Source organism: Amycolatopsis sp. NPDC043885 (assembly GCF_056435685.1).
The window spans coordinates 315818-334206 of record NZ_JBWKEA010000008.1; the positions used below are offsets into that span (position 1 = coordinate 315818).

Annotated in this window: 19 protein-coding genes; 9 read left to right on the forward strand and 10 right to left on the reverse strand. The window is 68.2% G+C overall.

Annotated elements, in window-relative coordinates; all coding sequences use genetic code 11:
• Positions 1-6 precede the first annotated feature (6 nt).
• Positions 7-588: a P-loop NTPase family protein gene (locus AC069I_RS24645; protein WP_478266480.1), complete on the forward strand. Its 582-nt coding sequence runs from the start codon at positions 7-9 to the stop codon at positions 586-588.
• Here the strand turns inward: AC069I_RS24645 and AC069I_RS24650 are convergent.
• Entirely contained in the window at positions 585-1040 is a 456-nt protein-coding gene (locus AC069I_RS24650; RefSeq protein ID WP_478266481.1) for an N-acetyltransferase family protein, read from the reverse strand. The genes AC069I_RS24645 and AC069I_RS24650 overlap by 4 nt on opposite strands.
• A gap of 227 nt (positions 1041-1267) precedes the next feature.
• Between AC069I_RS24650 and AC069I_RS24655 the strand changes: the two genes are divergently transcribed.
• The 4 genes from AC069I_RS24655 to AC069I_RS24670 are packed head-to-tail and all read left to right on the forward strand — an operon-like array spanning position 1268 to position 3841.
• Positions 1268-1837 (forward strand): YbaB/EbfC family nucleoid-associated protein, encoded by a 570-nt coding sequence (locus AC069I_RS24655; protein WP_478229650.1) that lies wholly within the window; start codon positions 1268-1270, stop codon positions 1835-1837.
• Positions 1834-2166 (forward strand): type VII secretion target, encoded by a 333-nt coding sequence (locus tag AC069I_RS24660; protein WP_425341953.1) that lies wholly within the window; start codon positions 1834-1836, stop codon positions 2164-2166. The genes AC069I_RS24655 and AC069I_RS24660 overlap by 4 nt, the downstream gene beginning before the upstream one ends.
• Positions 2163-3404, forward strand: a complete 1242-nt coding sequence (locus AC069I_RS24665; protein ID WP_478266482.1) for a hypothetical protein — start codon at positions 2163-2165, stop codon at positions 3402-3404. Before AC069I_RS24660 ends, AC069I_RS24665 begins: the two co-directional genes overlap by 4 nt.
• Positions 3405-3463: 59 nt before the next feature.
• Positions 3464-3841, forward strand: a complete 378-nt coding sequence (locus tag AC069I_RS24670) for a RidA family protein (protein WP_478266483.1) — start codon at positions 3464-3466, stop codon at positions 3839-3841.
• A 1-nt stretch (position 3842) separates the two neighbouring features.
• On the opposite strand, the gene AC069I_RS24675 is transcribed toward AC069I_RS24670, so the two are convergent.
• Positions 3843-4547, reverse strand: a complete 705-nt coding sequence (locus tag AC069I_RS24675) for an SDR family NAD(P)-dependent oxidoreductase (RefSeq protein ID WP_478231858.1) — start codon at positions 4545-4547, stop codon at positions 3843-3845.
• Positions 4548-4632: 85 nt separating this feature from the next.
• Here AC069I_RS24675 and AC069I_RS24680 point away from each other — a divergent pair, with 85 nt between their 5' ends.
• Positions 4633-5250 carry a TetR/AcrR family transcriptional regulator gene (locus tag AC069I_RS24680; RefSeq protein ID WP_478229646.1) on the forward strand — a complete coding sequence of 206 codons (618 nt, stop codon included), beginning with the start codon at positions 4633-4635 and terminating at the stop codon, positions 5248-5250.
• 475 nt (positions 5251-5725) lie between these two features.
• Here AC069I_RS24680 and AC069I_RS24685 read toward each other — a convergent pair whose 3' ends face one another.
• The 8 genes from AC069I_RS24685 to AC069I_RS24720 all read right to left on the reverse strand — a co-directional run bounded on the left by AC069I_RS24685 (position 5726) and on the right by AC069I_RS24720 (position 14047).
• Positions 5726-6631: an SDR family NAD(P)-dependent oxidoreductase gene (locus AC069I_RS24685; protein ID WP_478266484.1), complete on the reverse strand. Its 906-nt coding sequence runs from the start codon at positions 6629-6631 to the stop codon at positions 5726-5728.
• Positions 6632-6698: 67 nt separating this feature from the next.
• Entirely contained in the window at positions 6699-7889 is a 1191-nt protein-coding gene (locus tag AC069I_RS24690; RefSeq protein WP_478266485.1) for an ATP-grasp domain-containing protein, read from the reverse strand.
• Complete coding sequence (locus AC069I_RS24695) at positions 7886-8941, reverse strand: cysteine synthase family protein (RefSeq protein ID WP_478229643.1); 1056 nt, start codon at positions 8939-8941, stop codon at positions 7886-7888. Before AC069I_RS24695 ends, AC069I_RS24690 begins: the two co-directional genes overlap by 4 nt.
• Positions 8938-9921: an ABC transporter substrate-binding protein gene (locus AC069I_RS24700; protein WP_478266486.1), complete on the reverse strand. Its 984-nt coding sequence runs from the start codon at positions 9919-9921 to the stop codon at positions 8938-8940. The genes AC069I_RS24695 and AC069I_RS24700 overlap by 4 nt, the downstream gene beginning before the upstream one ends.
• Entirely contained in the window at positions 9918-10706 is a 789-nt protein-coding gene (locus AC069I_RS24705; RefSeq protein WP_478266487.1) for an ABC transporter ATP-binding protein, read from the reverse strand. Before AC069I_RS24705 ends, AC069I_RS24700 begins: the two co-directional genes overlap by 4 nt.
• A complete protein-coding gene (locus tag AC069I_RS24710; RefSeq protein WP_478229640.1) occupies positions 10706-11800 on the reverse strand; it encodes a FecCD family ABC transporter permease in 1095 nt (364 codons plus the stop codon). Before AC069I_RS24710 ends, AC069I_RS24705 begins: the two co-directional genes overlap by 1 nt.
• Complete coding sequence (locus AC069I_RS24715; protein WP_478266488.1) at positions 11781-12521, reverse strand: class I SAM-dependent methyltransferase; 741 nt, start codon at positions 12519-12521, stop codon at positions 11781-11783. Before AC069I_RS24715 ends, AC069I_RS24710 begins: the two co-directional genes overlap by 20 nt.
• Before the next feature lie 515 nt (positions 12522-13036).
• Positions 13037-14047 carry a helix-turn-helix domain-containing protein gene (locus tag AC069I_RS24720; RefSeq protein ID WP_478229638.1) on the reverse strand — a complete coding sequence of 337 codons (1011 nt, stop codon included), beginning with the start codon at positions 14045-14047 and terminating at the stop codon, positions 13037-13039.
• A 555-nt stretch (positions 14048-14602) separates the two neighbouring features.
• Between AC069I_RS24720 and AC069I_RS24725 the strand changes: the two genes are divergently transcribed.
• Genes AC069I_RS24725 through AC069I_RS24735 form a run of 3 tightly spaced genes read left to right on the forward strand, consistent with a single transcriptional unit; the run spans position 14603 to position 18310 of the window.
• Positions 14603-16045, forward strand: a complete 1443-nt coding sequence (locus AC069I_RS24725) for an FAD-dependent oxidoreductase (RefSeq protein ID WP_478229637.1) — start codon at positions 14603-14605, stop codon at positions 16043-16045.
• Positions 16023-17123, forward strand: coding sequence for a Gfo/Idh/MocA family oxidoreductase (locus AC069I_RS24730; protein ID WP_478229636.1), 1101 nt, complete (start codon positions 16023-16025; stop codon positions 17121-17123). Before AC069I_RS24725 ends, AC069I_RS24730 begins: the two co-directional genes overlap by 23 nt.
• Positions 17120-18310, forward strand: coding sequence for a hypothetical protein (locus tag AC069I_RS24735; protein ID WP_478229635.1), 1191 nt, complete (start codon positions 17120-17122; stop codon positions 18308-18310). The genes AC069I_RS24730 and AC069I_RS24735 overlap by 4 nt, the downstream gene beginning before the upstream one ends.
• Positions 18311-18389 lie beyond the last annotated feature (79 nt).

Genomic DNA, 18389 nt, shown 5'->3' on the forward strand with positions numbered 1-18389 from the left:
CCCCGCATGGAGATCATCGGGCCGGACGACGCTCTTCCCGCGCGCCGGATCCGGCGGGCCGCGGTGGCGGGCCCCGCGGGATCCGGCAAGTCGACGCTGGCGCGAACCCTGTGCGAGCGCATGGGGTTTCCGTTCGTCGAGTTCGAGTCCTTCTTCCACGCGCCCGGCTGGACGGTGCGGGAGACCTGGCAGGCCGACGTCCTGGACTTCATCAGCGGGGACGAGTGGGCCATCGAATGGCAGGGCGAGGAGGTCCGGGAGCGGATGACCGAGCGGCTGGACGTCCTGGTCTGGCTCGATCATCCGCGTGCGATGACCGTGGCACGCACGGTCATCCGGACGCTGAAACGCCGTGTGGGGCGCGGTTCGAAGATCGCCGGCGGCAACGTCGAGGGCCCGCTGCGCACGTTCTTCACCGATCGCGACCACATCGTCAAACTCGCCTGGCGCTATCACCCGATCATCCGGGCCCGCGTGCACAAGGCCATCGCCGAGAACCGGTATCCGGACCTCGTCGTCGTCCGTCTGCGTGGTCAGCGCCAGGTCGATCGCTGGCTCGACGGGCCCCTCGCCCGGAACCTCCGCTAGCGGAGATCCCGCACGCGCCGCACGACGCCGAGTTCGCTCCGCTCCGCCGTGAAACCCTCGCGCTCGCAGAAGGCTGCCGCGCGTTCGTTCGCCACGAAGTGCTCGGCGTACACCCGCTCGGCGTCCGCGGGCAACTGTCCGATGAGGACATCGAGCAGCCACCGGCCCAACCCGCCACCGCGATGCCGGGGATGCACATACAGCTTGCCGATCACGTACTCGTCACCGTCGCGACCGCGCTGCCCGACGCCGGCGAGGTATCCGTCTTCTTCGGCGACCACGACCGAACCGCGGGCCACGGCGCCGGCGATGTCCGTCTCGTTCCAGCACATCCGCACTTGTCTGGCAGCGGATTCTTCGCCGATCAACGGCGCGTAGTGGGCTCGGACATACTCCTCGGCGAAGCGGCAGATGGCCATGACGTCGTCTCTGTCGGCGTTCCGCACGATCATCGTCCTGCCCCGATCCGCCAGTCCCGAGGACCTTTCGGGCAGTTCTCGATCACCGGGGTTGTCCGGATGCGCGCCCGGTGGTAACGATACGGGCGAATCAGCTTGTGACCTACCGGTCCACTGCGGAACCAGTACGGCCGGTCTACCCTCCGTGCGGGGAAGCCGGGGGTGTTCCGCCTCGTCGACCTCCCGATAGTGATCCCATCCCAACCAGGCCAAGGCGACGCATGCAACCCAATTTCGACGCAGGTGAGGACTTCGCACTCCTTTTGGAGCGAGAGGCCAAGAAACTCGAGGAAAAAGCCCATGCCCTGACGGCAGCGTTCACCGCGTCCGCGTCCACGGTGCGGTCTCCCGACGGCTCGGTGACGGTGACGGTCGAAGCCAACGGCTCGCTGAGCGCCATCGAGTTCGGCAACCGGGCCACCTCGCTGGGGCCTGCCCGGCTCTCCTCACTGGTCATGCAGACCGTGCGCGAGGCCCAGCGCAAGACCGTCGAGAAGGTCACCGAGTCCTACACCGAGATCAACGGCGAAGACGAGGCCGCGCGGTTGGTCCGCACGTTCCTGCCGAAGGTGGAGGACGAGGCGCCGGACGACCCGGAACAGGACAAGTGGGCCCCCGAGGCGCACAACGAGCCGCCGCCTCCTCAGGCGGGGTACCGGCCGCCGCCACCACCGCAGGCGGGCCCCCCGATGCCCCCGCAGCCCGGCCGTCCCGTGCGGCCGCCGAACCCCCCGGCGCCGCGACCCCGGCGACCGGCCTCCCCCGACGACGATGAAATGAGCCCGTGGTGAGCGGATTCGGTGTCAAGACGGAAGCCCTGAACGAGTTCGCCGGTCACCTCGACAAACTCGAAGACGCGCTGCGGAAGAGCGCCGGCATGGTGGGCAGCTGCGTGGCCGACCCCGGCATCTTCGGCATTTTCGGCGGCCAGATCTACGGCGCCGGCGCGAGCATGCACTGCGCGAAGGCGCGGGACCACCTGAACAAGTACTCCGAGAACGTGCAGGAGTTCTCGGACAGGGTGCGCGAGGCAGCGAAGAAGTACGACGCCAACGAGCAAGAGGCCGAGAAGCTGATCACCGACGCCGGCAAGGGCATCGACGAGGTGAAGGTCAAGTGAGCGACGAGTACAGCCGCAACGACTTCGGGAACGGCAGCGGCACCAAGGCCGACGACTTCAAGGACGAGAATCGCAGCTTCCTCGCGGGCAGCGGGGACACGGCGGGCGCGGGTTTCTTCGATTCCGCGTTCTCACTGAAGAAAGCCGTCGACGACGGCGACAGCCTCAGCATCGGGCTGGCCTCGGCGGGAATGGCGATCGAGGTCCTCGGCATGGTCGTCGACCCGATCGGGTCGCTGCTCACCGCCGGGATCGGCTGGCTGATCGAGCACATCGTCATCTTCCGCTGGCCGCTGGACTTCCTGCTGGGTGATCCGAAGGGCATCGAGGCGGCCAAGACGGCGATCTACAACGAGGGCAAGGCCGTCAAGGAGTGGTCTGAGGATCACGCGGCCGCCACCAAGAAGTTCATGGAGAAGTGGGACGGCGAGGCCGCCGACAAGTTCCGTGCCGACATGGAAGGCGTCGCCGCCCAGATCGACGCGCTCGCCGAGTACATCAACTTCGCGGGCAAGCAGATGGGGATCGCCGGTGCCGTGATCGGCGCGGTCCGCGGCATCGTCCGCGACATCATCGCCATGACGCTGGCCGGCATCCTCAAGGCCGCGATCGTGGCGGTGGCGCTGGCGCCCGTCACCTTCGGCGGTTCGATCATCGCGGCGATCGCCTCCATCATGACCACGGTCGCCGTGGCGATCGCCAAGATCGCCAAGCAGATCGCCGACACGGCCAAGAAGCTCGCCGAGATGATCAAGATCCTGGCCAAGACGCGCGGCGCGGCCGACGAGGTCGTCAAGCTGACGCTCGCCGGTGGCAAGGTCACGCTGCCCAAGCCGAAACCCGGCGGTGGCACGCCGATGCCCGGCGGCAAGAAGCCGATCGAAGGCCCGCCGACCAAACCGTCCGACACCACTCCGGACACTCCGCCCAAGCCCCCTCGGGAAAAGCTCAGCGACATGCCCCTCCGGGTCGTGCGCGAGAAGCTGGCGAAGGAACTGGAAGGGGTGGACGGGGCGGCGGACATCCTGAAGCGGTTCGACTACTGGAACAGCTTCCCGATCGGCGATCTGCACAAGCGGTTCCCCAAGGTGGCGGACGCGATCGAGAAGACGACCAAGATCCTCAGCGACCCGACCTACGGCGCTTCGGGCATGGCCGGGAAGACCATCGTCGAGCTGACGAAGGCCATCCCGCCGGCCGCGAACGAGAAACCGCCGGAGGACAAGGAAGAGCAGTAAAGGCCAGGGGTCCTGTACCGGTGTTCCGGTACAGGACCCCTTGTGCTTTCGTTCGGGTCATGACTGAACGGGTGAACATCTCCTCCGGCGGCGACTACGAGCCGGTCTTCGGCTACAGCCGGGCGGTGCGCGTCGGCGAGCACATCCACGTTTCCGGGACCACGGCGCGTGAACCCGCCCGCTCGGGCGACGCCTACGAGCAGGCCTCGGCCGTGCTGTCGCTCATCGAGACCGCGCTGCGCGAGGCCGGCTCCAGCCTGTCCGCCGTGGTGCGCACGGTCACCTACGTGACCGGCATCAAGGACGCCGATCTGGTGGCGCGGGCGCACCGCGAAGCCTTCGCCGACGTGCTGCCCGCGGCCACCATGGTCGAGGTGTCGGCGTTGCTCGACCCGAAGATGAAGGTCGAGATCGAGGCCTACGCCGTCGAGAAGTAGGTCACCTCCCGAAGGATCCGACCAGCGCTTCCGGCGCTTCACGGGTCTCGTAAAGCTTCCAGAAGGCGTCGGCGAACACGTCCGGATGGATCACCTCGGGCTCGAAGTCCATGGGGCTCGCGGTGAGCGCCCGATGCGGCACGCTGCCCTCGATCAGCGCGCCTACGTTGACGGCCCCGGCGTAGACGCCCTTCTCCGCGAGCACGGCGTTCAGATTGTGGAAATAGTTCCGCAGCGCGGCCTGCGCCATGCCGACGTTGCCGAGGAAGGGCGCCGGGTGCAGGCCGGATTGCCCGGCGGTGAACAGGATCGCGCCGTCGCCGCGCTCGGTCATGTCCGGCAGCACGGCCCGCACCAGCGCCACCGCGGACACCAGGAAACGGTCCAGGATGAGCCGGAGGTTCTCCGGGTCCACGTCGAGCACCGGCACGATGCCCTCGCCCATGGTCCCGCCGCCGGGGTTGAACGCCACCGCGTCGATCCGGCCGATGGCGGTGACGGCGGCCGCGATCCGCGCCGGCTCGTAGACGTCGGCGACGAACCCGCTCGCTTCGATGCCGTCGCCGTCGAGTTCGGCGACGAGCGCGTCGAGGTTCTCGGTGGTGCGCGCGACGAGGGCGATACGGAAGCCCTCGCGGCCGAAGCGACGCGCGAGCGAAAGTCCCAGCACCGGTCCGGCGCCGAAGATCGCGAGCGTCTTGGTCATATGTCCTCCCGGAGACTTAAGTTGAGGGTCTCCTCAACTTATACCCGTAACTTGAGGCCACCTTCAACTTGGCTATGATGCCGTCATGACCAAACCCCTGCGGAAGGACGCACAGCGCAACCGCGACCTGCTGGTCGAGGCCGCCAGGGGGCTCTACGCGGAGCGCGGCCTCGACGTCGCGCTCGAAGAGATCGCCAAGACCGCGGGCGTCAGCATCGGCACGCTGTACAACCACTTCCCCCAGCGCGCGGATCTGGTGAACGCCGTGTTCGCCGACCGGACCGAGACCGTCGCGAAGCTGGCCGAGCACGCACTTTCCCTCGACGACGCCTGGATCGGATTGACCTCCTTCGTCGAACGGGTCTGCGAATTGCAGGCCACCGATCGCGGCTACAACGAACTCGCCTCGACGCGTCCGCCGCAGACCGAAGACCTCGAACGCGGCTACGAACTCATGACCCGGATCGTCGAACGCGCGAAGGAGAGCGGCGCCCTGCGCGCGGACTTCACCCTCGAGGACATGGCCTTTGTGACCTGGGGGATCGCGCGCACCGTGGAGGCGACCGCGGCCGTCCGGCCGGAGGTCTGGCGCCGCCATCTCGCACTGCTGTTCGACGGGATGCGGGCGCCCGCCGCGAATCCGTTGCCGGAGCCCCCGCTGCTGCCCGGGGAACTGACCCGGATCATGGGCGGCTGCGGCTGAGGGCAACCCTCCACCCCTCCGATGCGGTGAAGAAGTCCCTTGTGGACCAGTACGCCGCCGCGAGGGACGCGGCGACCGCGGGCAAGCAGCGGTTGGAGAAGTCCGGGAACGAAGCCGCCATGGACGCGGCCGTCAAGGCGATGGACGCCACGCAGGAACCGGTCACGGACACCCCCGGTCTCCTGCCGCGCCGGCCGCCGCGGAGGCCAAGAAGTGCGCGCCCGCTCAAGGACGGTTATCGAGGGGTGGGTAAAGGTTTCGCGTGCGGTGGGCGGTCTGCTCAGGGCAGTCTGCGATCGTGTCGCGAAAGCCACTTTCGGGACATCACACCTCACTGTGGCTTTCGCGGAACATCTCCAGACCATGGGTCTCGCCAAGCACCGTCGGCAGCGTAGTGAAGGCCTCCTTCCCTACCTTCAGAGTAGGAAAGGAGGCCTTCACTACCGCCTTTGCTTCAAGCGAACCCGACGGCCGCTCAGGCGGGCGGGGTGAACCCTGGCGGCATCACCATCGGCCTCCCGGTGTTCAGGCCGCCGTCGACGAGAACGGAAGTCCCGGTCAGATAGGCGAAATCCGGTGACGCCAGGGCGAGGACGGCCGAAGCGATCTCCGCGGCTTCCCCCATCCTCCGCGGACCGTGGACGTTCAGCGGCCCCCAAGCCTCCTTGAACCGCGCCCACAGGTCGTCCGGGATACCCGGCGGGCGCACCAGCCTGGTGTCGATCGTCCCCGGATCGATCGAGAACACCCGGATCCCCCTCGCGCCGTAGTCCAGCGCGGCCGCGCGCACCAGGCCTTGCACGGCGCGTTTGCTCGAGGTGTAGGCGGCGTGCCCCGGCCTGGTCTGGTCGGCCTGCGCCGACGCGGTGCAGACGATCACCCCGCCGCCGGCCTTCAGCAGATGCGGCACCTCGTACTTGATCGAGAGGAACACGCCGCGCGCGTTGGTGCGCTGCACGTCCTCCCACTCGTCGAGGGAGATCTCGTGCAGCGGCTTGCCGAGGTGGATCCCGGCGTTGTTGAACGCGATGTCGAGCTTGCCGTACCGCCGGACGACGGCGTCCACAAAGGACTGAACCTGTTCGGGAACCCGGACGTCCGCCCGGAGATAGGTCGCCTCCCCGCCCGCACGGCGGATCTCCCGCTCGACCTCACGCCCGAGCTCTTCCCGCCTGCCACAGAAACCGACCTTCGCACCGGCCGCGGCGAAGGCGATGGCCGCCGCACGGCCGATCCCCGACGTCGCCCCCGTGACAAGCACGACCTTGCCCGCGAACCGCCGCCGGTCTTCCCCCGCCGTGGCCGTGTTCGCCGCCAGCATCGTGACACCGGCTGCCATCGCGCCCCCGAGCAAGGCGCGCCTGCCCACTGTTCCGTCCACGATTCCCTCCAGATGGATAGCCCCACTTCCCATAACAGAAAGTAAAGCTATCCATCTGAGAGAACTCTCAAGAATCGATCTCCGGCGTGATCCCGCCCGCCGCGGCCAGCGCGCGATGCAACGCCAGCTCCGCCGTCGGCCCTTCGGCAAGGACGATCCCGGTGCACGACCGCTGATCCGCGAGGTGCCGGATCTCGTCGCCGGGGCTCGCCGTCGGATACCACTCCGGCGAACCGGGCAGGCCGGGCAGCTTGTCGAGCCCCGACCATCCCTTCAGCACGCCTTCCGCGGCCGGGTATGCCAAGACGAACCCGATCCCGGGTCCCCCACCGACTTCCTGGGTGAGCAAGGCGGGTTCCTCGCCCAGCGCCATGGCGATCATCGCGGAATAGACGTTGGTGCCCAGCGACCGGCACAAGGCCTCGCCGAGCATCGCCCCGCCGATCCGGATGTTGATCTCGACGACCTCCGGGCCGTCGGCGGTGAGCACGAATTCGGTGTGCGCGAAGCCCTGCTCGTGTCCGGCGGCCTTGAGCACCCTGCCGATCCAGTCCGCCAAGCCCGCGTACTCGGCCGCGGGGAAGGCCACCGGGAACGCGGCGGCTTCCTCACGCCGCACCGGCTCGGGCGACAGCTGACGGGAGAGGATCCCGAGCAGCCGGGTCCTTCCCTGCCAGGTCACGGTTTCCGCGCTGTAGAGCGGGCCGGCGAAATACGGCTCGGCGATCAGATGCCCCTTGAGCGGCGTGGTCTTCGCCTCGAGTCTGGCTCGTTCGAGTTCGGCCTGATCGCGGACGAGCCAGACGCCCCGCGACGACGTTCCCGAAGAATCCTTGACCACCAAAGGAAACCCGAGCTCTTCGGCGACCATGACCGGCACCGGCCTGCCGCGGGTGAGCCCGTGTTCGTACAGCCGGTCGCGCACCGCGCCCTTGTCCCGTAGCACCCGCACGGCGGCCGCGTCCGGGCCGGGCAAGCCGAGCCGGGCGGTGAGTTCCGCGCCGGGCAGTGCCCACGTGTCGGTCGAGTTGATGATCCCGGCGAGGTCCGGGATGGCGCGCGACGCGGTCTCACAGGCCGCGATGTCGGTGGTGTCGATGTCGACGACCTCGACCCGGTCCGGCCCGAGCGTGCCGAGTTCGTAGCGGTAGATGGCGCGATTTCCGGTGAACAGCACCAGTTTCCGCCCGGCCTCCGCCGCCGCGTCGGCGAGCCTGCCCAGGCCGAAGGTGAGTGCTTCCAACAGGACGACGGTCACGAAACCCGCTCCTTCCGGTACAGCGGCTGTGCGGGTAACCCGAATCGGCGGCGTCTCCAGTCCATCGCCGCCCACGGCAGGGCGAGCTCGTCCAGGGAGGCGATCTCGCGCGGCGCGAGGCCCGCCGGGTCGACGGCTTCCCGATGCCGGGCGAAAACCCTTGCGGTGTAACGGTGCCCGGTGTCCGCGCCGATCACGACATGGGTCCGCTCCGGATTCCGCGCCGCCTCCCAGCCCGCGACGAGATACGCCGCACCGGTGGAAAGCCCGGCGAATACGGCGTGCTCACGCATGAGGCCGATGGTCGCGGCCATGGCGTGCGCGAAGTCCAGCCAGTGGATCCGGTCGTACAGTTCGTGGTCCACGTTGCCGAACGGGATGGCGGAGCCGATACCCGCGATGATCGCGTCCGGATCGCTGAACCGTTCGCTGCCGAAGGTGACACTGCCGAACGGCTGGACGCCGGTCAGGCGGACGTCCGGATCGCGTTCGCGCAGCGAGCGCGCGATCCCGCCGGTCGACGCGCCGGTGCCCACACTGCCGACGACGGTGAGCGGCCCGGACGGCAGCGCGCGGGCGACGAGATCGGCGACCTCGGCGTAGCCCAGGTAATGCACGGGATCGTGGTACTGGCGCATCCAGTGCATGCCCGGATGCCGTTCCAGCAGTTCATGCACGCGCGCGACGCGGCGCCGCTGGTCGAGGCGGAGGTCGTCCGATGGCGGCATCTGGTCCACTGTCGCACCCAGGATCTCCAGCTGCGACCGCATGGTGAGGTCGACGGTGGTCGACGCGACGATATGACAGCGCAGGCCGTAACGATGACAGGCCATCGCCAGCGCGAGCGCGTAGATCCCGCTGGAGCTGTCGATCAGCGTCTGTCCTTTTCGGACAGTGCCATCGGCGAGCAGCGACCGGACCGCGCCGAGCGCCGCGTAGACCTTCAGGGTCTCGAAGCGGATCAGCACGATGTTCGGTTCGAGCCGGATCAACGCGGGCGTCTTGATCGCGTCGGTGACGTGTTCGTGGACCAGCGCGGACATCGCGGTCACCGGCCGATCGAGCGCAGATAAGCGGCCAGCGACTCGGCGCCCGCCGCGTTACGCGGGCCGCTCACGAGGTCCCCGTATGAGATGACGTGGAACCGGTTGTCGCGCACGGCGGGCGTGTTCTTCAGCTGCGGCGCGGATTTGATGAACGCGATCTTGTCCTGCGCGGGCTGGTCGGCGTAGTCCACCACGACGATCACCTCGGGTTCGGTCTTGACCACGGCTTCCCAGCCGACACTCCCCCAGCCGTCCGGCAGATCGCGGAAGACGTTCGTCCCGCCGGCGGCGTCGATGATGTCGTCGGGAGCGGCGTGTTTTCCGGACGTGAACGGCTGGTCGGTGCCGGAGTCGTAGACGAACACCTTGGCCGGCGATGTCTTCGGTGCTCCGGCGCGGACCTTGTCGAAGCGCCCCTTGAGTTCCGTGACCAGCTCGTCGGCCCGCTGGCGGACACCGAAGATGTCGCCGAGATTGCGCAGGTCGGTGTAGAGCGCTTCGAGCGGCGCCACCTCCTGCTTCGCCGTCGGATATTCCCAGCAGGTCTCGGTGTGCAGGTAACTCCGGATACCGACCTGCTCCAGCAGTTTCGGGGTGATCCCGCGTTCCTCGCTGAACCCGGAGTTCCAGCCCGCGATCACCCAGTCCGCCTTGGCGTCGACCAGGATCTCTCGGGTGACCCGCGAGGTGCCGAGGCGTTCGACCTTGGCGTAGTCGTCCTTCCACGGCGAACCGGCGATCGACGGGTCGCCCAGCGAATTCATCACGTAGCCGCGCATGCGGCCGGCGAGCCCGAGCGCGAACATCTTCTCGGCACCCGAAACGTCGTAGGCGACGGGACGTTGCGGCGCCGGGAAGGCGACCTGCGCACCGCAATTGGTCACCGTGGCCTGTGCCGGCGCGGTCGGTCCGGCCTCGACCTGGGCACCGCAGGCGCTCAGGAGCAGCGCCGCGGCGAAGAGCGCGGTCACCCTGGACGGCTTCATCGTGTGATCCCCTCGGTTTCATCGGCGGGAAGGTCGTACAGCAGTTGGAGCGCCCCGGTCACGGGGTGGGTCACCTGGGTGACCTCGACGCCGAACACGGCGCGGACCGTTCCGGGGGTGAGCACTTCGGCCGGGGTCCCGCAGGCGGCGAGCGATCCGCCGCGCAGCAACGCGATCCGGTGACAGACGGCGGCGGCGAGATTGAGGTCGTGCAGCGCGACGAGCACGGTGAGCCCGCAGTCGCGCAGGAACTTCAGCAGTTCCACCTGGTGGCGGACGTCGAGATGGTTGGTCGGCTCGTCGAGGACCAGCACCTCCGGTTCCTGCACGAGCGCCCTCGCCACCAGGACCCGCTGCCGTTCGCCACCCGACAGCGTCAGCACACTGCGCTGGGCGAGATGGGTGATGTCCATCCGCCGCAACGCTTCCCGGCACAGCGTGCGTTCGCGGGCCGACAGCCGGAGATTGCCGCGCTGATGCGGCGACCGCCCGAGCGCGACGACCTCCTCGACGGTGAAGTCCAGATCGGCCCGGCTGTCCTGGGTGAGCGCGGCGATCCGGCGGGCGGTGTCGCGCAGACCCTGTTCGGCGAGGTCGGTCCCGTCGAGCAGGACCGCGCCGCCGGACGGCGACAACGCCCGGTAGACGCAGCGCAACGCCGTCGACTTGCCGCTGCCGTTGGGGCCGAGAAGGCCGACGACCTCGCCCGCGCCGACGTCCAGGCACAGCTCGCGGATCAGCGCCGACCCGGCCACCTCGACGGAAAGTTCGCGCAACGACAGCATCAGCGACCTCCGAACGCGTAGCCGCGGCGCCGCATGACGACGAGGAACACCGGAACGCCGATGAGCGCGGTGATCACGCCGAGCGGAAGTTCCTCGGGGGCGACGAGCGTGCGGGCGAGCAGGTCGACCCACACGAGGAAGACCGCGCCCACCAACGGCGCGAGCGCCAGCACCCGGCGGTGCCCCGAACCGGCGATCATCCGCACCACATGCGGCAGGACCAGCCCGACGAACCCGATCGAGCCGCTGACCGCCACCAGCAAGCCGGTGACGACCGCGGTGAGCAGGAAGAGCCAGCGGCGCAGCGCGGCCGCGTCGGTACCGAGGCTCATCGCGGTCTCGTCGCCCATGGACAGGACGTCGAGCGCGGTGCCGTAGCGCAGCAGGACCACGACGGCGACGGCCACCCCGAGCGCGGCCAGCGGAAGGGAGGCCCACGTCGCCGCGCCGAGGCTGCCGAGCAACCAGAACAGCACGGTCTGCGCGGCCTGGCCGTTCGGCGACAGGTAGACGAGCACGCTCATCACGGCCTGGAAGGCATACGTGAGCGCGACCCCGGTGAGCACGAGACGCAACGGCGTCAGGCCGAATTTGCCGCGGGCGGCGAGATAGACGATCGCCGTCGCGCCCAGCGCGCCGAGGAAGGCGGCCGTCGACAGCGCCAGCACGCCGAGCCCGGCGAACAGGCCGAACACCACGACGGCGGCGGCACCGACGGAGGCGCCCGACGAGATCCCGAGCACGAACGGATCGGCGAGGGCGTTGCGGACCAGCGCCTGTACCGCGACGCCGACCACCGCGAGCCCCGCGCCGACCACGGCCGCCAGCAGCACCCGCGGGGTGCGGACCTGCCAGACGATCGAGTACCCGGTGACCTCATCGCCGGTGATGGTTCCGCCGGTGATCGCCTTTCCCAAGTAGCGCAGGACATCCGTGAGCGCGACGTTCGACGGGCCGAGCGCGATGCCCGCGATCAGCGAGATCAGGAGCGCGACCGACAGCAGGATCACCGGGCCGGTGAGCCGGAGCGGGCGTGTGGTGTCGTCGTCCGGTTCCGCGAAGAGGCGGAGAGGTTCAGCCGTCACGTCCACCACGCACGATCAGGCGGCGCGCGTGGTTGTCGTACGGCGAGCCGTCGAAGTCCCCGAAGCACTCGACGCCGGTGAAGCCCGCCGTCTCGAACAGCGCCTTCAGTTCCGCGGCGCTGTACAAGAAGGAAAGGATCGACGCCTGCTTCGCCTCGCCGTCGCGGACCAGGGTCCACTCGGTCCTGAGCCGGGTCCAGTCGTCGAGAATGGTGTCGCGCATGAACACCGTCCCGCCGTCGACGTCGACCGCCTTGGGGCGACCTACCCAGCCGGCCAGCACCTCCTTGCCGAGTACGTCGACCAGCAGCCTGCCGCCGGGCGCGAGACTGGCGTAGGCGTTTCGCAGCACCGTGAGGTTGTCGCCGGGCTCGGTGAAGTAGCCGAACGACGTGTACATGTTGATGATCAGGTCGTACGCGGCGGGCTCGGTGTATTCGAGCATGTCGGCCTGGATCAGCTTCGCGGCGACTCCCGCGTTTTCGCAGGCTTCGCGCGCGCGTTCGAGCATCGCCGGGCTGAGGTCGACGCCGGTCACGTCGGCGCCTTTCTTCGCCAGCGGCACGACGTGGATCGCCGGGCCGCACGCCAGATCGAGCACCTTCGCGCCATCGGCGACTTCGAGCAGCGGTGACGTGGCCGTCAGGCGTTCGGCGTCTTCGGCCCGGCTGGGCGGGAACATCACGTCCGCGAAGCCGACCCACAGGTCGTCGTCCTCGTACCAGTGCATCTCTCTCCGCTCGCCGGGCCGCACGATTCAGCCCCACAAGTCGTCGAAAGGTCGTCTTCGGTTCCCGGCTCCGCCACCTTTCTCGTGGAGTGATCACGGGAGGCGCGTTCGGGGCCGCTCCGTGAAGGCCTCCTTCCCTACCCTCAAGGTAGGCAAGGAGGCCTTCACGGACGTGGGCATGTCCTGAAGGCCTTCAAGACATAGGGGTTCGTCACAGTGGGCACCGAACGAGTCACCGGCGCCCGTGCCCGCCTGAAGTACATGAAGGCCCCTTTCCTTGCGCCTGGCGCAAGGAAAGGGAGCCTTCATGTACTCGGCAAGGTGTGAAGGTCGAGTTTCCTCGGCTGAGCCGCGGGAAGGGGGCCTTCACGCGCGGCCGCCGTGCCCGCTGTGGCCGCTGGTGCACCTGGGACGAGAGCGGCGACTCTGAAGGTAGTGAAGGCCTCCTTCACTACCGTCAGGGTAGGCAAGGAGGCCTTCACGACCTGACCCGAACGACCACCCCGGCACGCCGATCACGGCGGCGGGATCAGATCGATGAGGAACGTCTGGTCGGGCGCGCCGGAACAACGCTCCCGGACCACCTCCGTACCCGCGACGGTGTCCAGGTCGCGCAGGCCCAGACACTGGCTGGTGCCGACGGGCCGGATGACGAACCGTCCCGGCTCCGCCGGATCCAAGGGGGCGATGGTGAACAACTGGTCCATACCATCGTCGTCGCAGTCGTCGCGGGACTCGATCAGGTCGTGCCCGAGCCCTTCGTTCACGACCGTGAGGCAGCCGACCCCGGTCTCCGGATGGTGCCACTGGAACTGCACGGCGTTCTCTTCCCCGACAGGATCGATGAACAGGCGTGGTGCCGCGTCACCACCGCAGATCTGCTGGGCGACGATGGCACCGGAATAGAGCCCGGTCCGATCCTGCCCTTCGGCGAGACAGAACTCGGGAGACCGGGCGGGGCGGATCTGCGCCCAGCTGCCCACTTCCCGGACGTCCAGCCCCGGCACCACGGCCGCGGTTTCCTTGGCCTTCGAGGACGCGCCGAAGGACCGCGTCAGATATCCCAAGGTCCCTACGATGACGATGGTCACGATCGCGGCCACGATCATCGGCGCGCGCCAGCGCCGTCGGGGTCGAGGTTCCGGCTCCGGCTCGGGCTCCGGCGGCGGGGGGACGGCTTCCACCTTCGTCTCGTCGGCGGGCCGCGGCGGAGTCCCCATCGCGATCCGGGTCCGGGCGTCGAGCCACCGCCGTACCTCTTCGTCGTTCAGCCCGCACGCGCGCGTGAACGTCTCGACGAACGATTCGCGAGGGAGTGTGGTGCGGCCGAGAGTGGTCGCGACCGTACTCGCCGGAAGTGTTCCCCCGAGTTCTTTCGCCCGACCGGCCAACTGTCGATAGGTCAATCCGGACCATGTTCTCAATACACGCAGTGCTGCTGTGAACTCAGCCGGTGAAGCCGTCGAGTCCGGCGGGTGAACCGTCGCCGGCGACTTCCCGTCGTCGCCCCCCTCATCAACGATCATCGCTCTAGATTGTCTGAGCCGATCTCAGCCGCGATACCGCCATTCAGCGGCGCCGGAAACAGCTGTTCGGACCACTCGAACGATTTCGAACAAGGCCGAACTGGCCGAAGGTTGCCCCTGCGCTGGTCAGGAAGTCAGGCTGGCCCCAGTCGGCCTCACCGCCGATCGAAACTGGGGAGGCCCGGGAAAGCCGGGCCGAAGAAAATGAGCAAACCAGAGGCATCCGCATGATCATCGTCAAGGGCGACGGTGAACCCGGCGGAAACTCCTGGTTCATCTCGGAAGGCGTCCACTGAAATCTCCGCACTGAAGACCGGATGACGCCGACATCGCCCGTATGGGGCGGGCGATGCGCTGATTCCGAAGAAAGACCCTCGTGCGCCGCACATCTGAGCACACGCGAGGAGTGAAAGCTGCGATTCCCGCAGTGAACCGACTGTTCGGCGCCCGTTCGAGGGCATAACCCTTCGAAATGCCCTCCGGCGGTACGTCGCGGTCTCGTTCGAACTCGGTCGTCCCTGAATTGGCGAACATCGGATTTGTGGAGCGTTGTTGATGGATAACGGTCGAAATACCGTCGCCGAAAGGCAGGTAGTCGTCGTCGGCGCCGGTAATGCGGGCCTCTGCGCGGGAATAGCCGCACTACAGGCGGGCGCGACGGCGGTCAGCGTCCTCGAAGCCGCGCCGGAACAATTACGCGGCGGGAACAGTTCCCTGACCAGGACCATGCGTTTCTCGTGGCCGGGAAGCCCTTTCATCGCCTCCCTGTTACGGGAGGCGGACAAGGGCCGGGTCGACGAGATCTTGGCGGGCCGGACCGGGTACGCCGACGAGCAGTACCTAGCCGATTGGCTGGCGGTGTCCGGCGACCAGGTGGACGTCGCCCTCATCGAATCGATCGTCCGCCGTTCGACGGACACGATCACTTGGATGCGCGACTTCGGGCAGCGCTGGGCCCCGAGACCGACGCCGCTGCCCGGTGACGTGCCGATCGTCCTCGACGGCGGCGGCCAGAGCCTCCAGGACCGGAACTTCGCGCGGTTCGAACAGCTCGGTGGAACGGTCTTCTACGACAGCGCGGTCACCGGTTTCGAGAAGACCGCCGGCGACCGGTATCTGCTCCACGGTTCCGGTCCCGCGTTCCCGATGCTCGCCGACGCGCTGGTGCTGGCATCGGCCGGTTTCGAGGCGAACACCCGGCTGCGTGAACGCCACCTCGGCGTGGAGTGGCGGGAAGTGAAGCTGCGCGGTGTTCCGTTCAACGAAGGCGCCCCGCTGGCGGCGGCCGTCGACCTCGGCGCCGACACCGCGGGCAACTGGGAAAAGTGCCACACCACACCGCAGGGCATCAACCTGCCCGACCACATGCTGCCGGGGCAGATGCACAAATCCCACGGCCTCGCCCGCTACGCCTACCCGCTGGGCGTCGTGGTCAACCGGGACGGGCGCCGGTTCTTCGACGAATCCGGCGGCTACAGCAACCTCACCTACGTCACGCTGGGCCAGAAGATCCAGGAACAGCCCGGAAAGATCGCCTTTCAGATCTTCGACGACAAGGTCGTCTCGGCGGGCGCGCTCCCGAAGGGCTACGTCGGCGACCCGGCGTCGGTGTCCGTCTCCTCGCTCGAAGAAGGCGCCCGGCGGCTCGGCATCGACGCGGCGAACCTGACCGCCGAAGTCCAGCGGCTGCACGACGGCCAGGCGGAGAAACGTCTCGACACGCCTCCGTTCCTGTTCGTCCCGGTGGTCTGCGGGCTGACGTTCACCTACGGCGGGTTGTCCGTGACCCCGGACGCCGAGGTGCGCGGCGGCGGCGAACCGATCAGCGGTCTCTACGCGGCGGGCGTGATCGTCGGCGGCCTTTACGACCAGGGCTATCCGGGCGGCACCGGCCTGATGGCCGGCGCCGTGCTGGGCCGGGCGGCGGGCACGTCCGCCGCCCGTCACGCCATCCGGTCGCGAGGAGGGGAAGCCCGTGTCGGCACCGCCGCTGGCTGAGAAGAAGATCGTGATCGTCGGGCTCGGCAAGATCGGCTCGCTGTACGCCGCGTGTTACGGACAGGCGGGGCACCGGATCGGCACCGTGGACCTCGGCGACGGCGCGGACTGGGAGCGGGTGGAGCAGGTTCCCGATCCCTCGTCGGTCGACGCCTGGGTGGTCGCCACCCCGACGGCGACCCATCTCGAGGTCGTCGACGAGATCCTGCGGCGGCAACCCGATGCCCGTGTCCTGCTGGAGAAACCGGCCTGCTACCCGGACGACCTCGCCGGTCTCGGTCGCACGGTCCGGCGCCACCCCCGTGCCCGGATCATCGTCAACGACGTGTATTCGCACAGCGAAGCCGTACAGCGCTTCGCGGCGTCGGCGCGGGACCTCGCCGGCTCCGATCCGCTCAGGAAGATCACCGTCGAATTCACCAAGAACCGGGAATTCGACGTCGCGAACGGCAGGTTCGTCGACACCCGATACGGCGAAGCCGGCTATGAGGGCTTCCACATGTTGAGCATCCTGCGAGCGATCCTTCCCGCCTCGGAATACCGGACGTATCTGCGCACGGTGCCGTCTTCGGTGACACCGGAGATGCGGGTGCGGACCACGGCGCCCGGCATCCCGGAGATCGAGCTCTACACGTCGTCGACCGGCGCCATCGCCTTCCCCGAACTGGCCGGATTCGCTTTCCCGGAACGGGTTTCGAGGGAATTCATCGCCCCATCGGCGATCCCGTACGGGTCCGAGTTCCGGTATCGGTTCGCGGACGTCGAACTCTTCTCCGGGAAGCACGTCACCCTGGTCTTCGAACCGTTCTTCGGCGCGGATCCCGACCACAAGAACATCCACGCCGTCCACATCCGGAACACCGCCGCTCCGGCGCGCCATTTCCTGATCGCCGTCAACCATTTCAAGGAGGCGCTTCTGACCCAGCTGGACCTTTTGCGGCACCTCGACGAGGGCACCACGGTGGTCCGCCCCGCCGAGCACCGGTTCCTCGCCGCGCTGGGTTCGGCGATGTTCACCGGAACCTTCCCGCAGACAACGGAAAACGAGAAGTTCGCACGAATTGGGAGCGAAGCATGACGCGAAGCATCGAGGATCTTTCGACACTGTTGCGGCCGGCCAAGGACATGTTGCCCGAAGTCTCGGAACGTGAAGTGGCACTGGCCGAGGTCACCGGCCAGATCAAGAACGACGACGCCGCCCGCGCGCTGTTCGCGAAGGCGTGCCGGTTCGAGGCACCCTTCACCGCGAGCTGGATCCACGGCCCCGGCGACGAATCCCCTTACCTGTCCTTGGAGCTGGCCGCGTCGTCGCTGGACGACGACCGGTATCGCGCCCTGCTCGCCGACGTCGTGCTGTCGACGTCGACCTCGATCCCTTACGACTACCGGGCTTTGGCCGCGGAAAAGCTCGTACGGATCGGCACGGGCGAGTACGCCGGCGCCCTCCAAGAGGTCGTCGACTCCTACGAACCGCTGCCCGCCCGGGAATTGCAGGCGAAGATCGCCGTCCCCACCGACGGCATCGACCACCTCTTCGACATCCCCGAAACGGTGACCGGCAGGCTCAACCTCCTGATCGCGGCCAGCCGCGCGAAAACGCTGGAGAGCAGGCATATGCTCGCCGTGCGGATCCTCGCGAACGGTGTCCTGCCGTCGGAACCGGTCGGCGAGGCGGAGCGGCTCATCCTCGAAGACGTCGGGACGAGCATGGTGGCGGCGTCGGACTACCTCGTGCCGTGGGACCAGGAATTCCCCGGGGAGCACGGTTCCGGCCTCACCCTCGCGGAACTGGTGCGCATCACTCTGATGTGCGGGGAATTCTCGCTTCCGGACACCACCGTGCGGCCGATCCTGGTCGACTTCTACCGCTCGGTGCTGCGCACCTGCGGCCGCTCGATCATCGGTCTGTCGGCGGGCGTGTTCCATGTGGAGCACGGCACGCTCGCCACGCCTTCGTACTACTACCAGGGCCGCGACGCGATCCTCGGCAAGGGCTGCGTGATCGACTGCGTCGGCGGGGCGGTGCTGCAGGCGGGTTCGTTCCTCGGCGGCGGCTACATGCCGATCCTGATCCACACCCACAAGCACATCCGCAAGGGTGGCCAGGCCGCCGCCTCGGAGCGGAAGCAGATCCTTCCGTGCGTCTTCGCGGCGGAGGCGGGCGCCCGCTACCCGATGGACGCCATCGGCCTGTTCGAAACGGTGGACTACCTCGGCAGGGAGACCCCGTACGAGGGCATCAGGGCCATCCCGCACGCCAAGTGACTCACGGTTCGTCCTGCTGAAAATCCGTATCTCGCGAGGTCATCGGGCAGCGCGGCTCCGTGCTGCCCGATGACCTCGA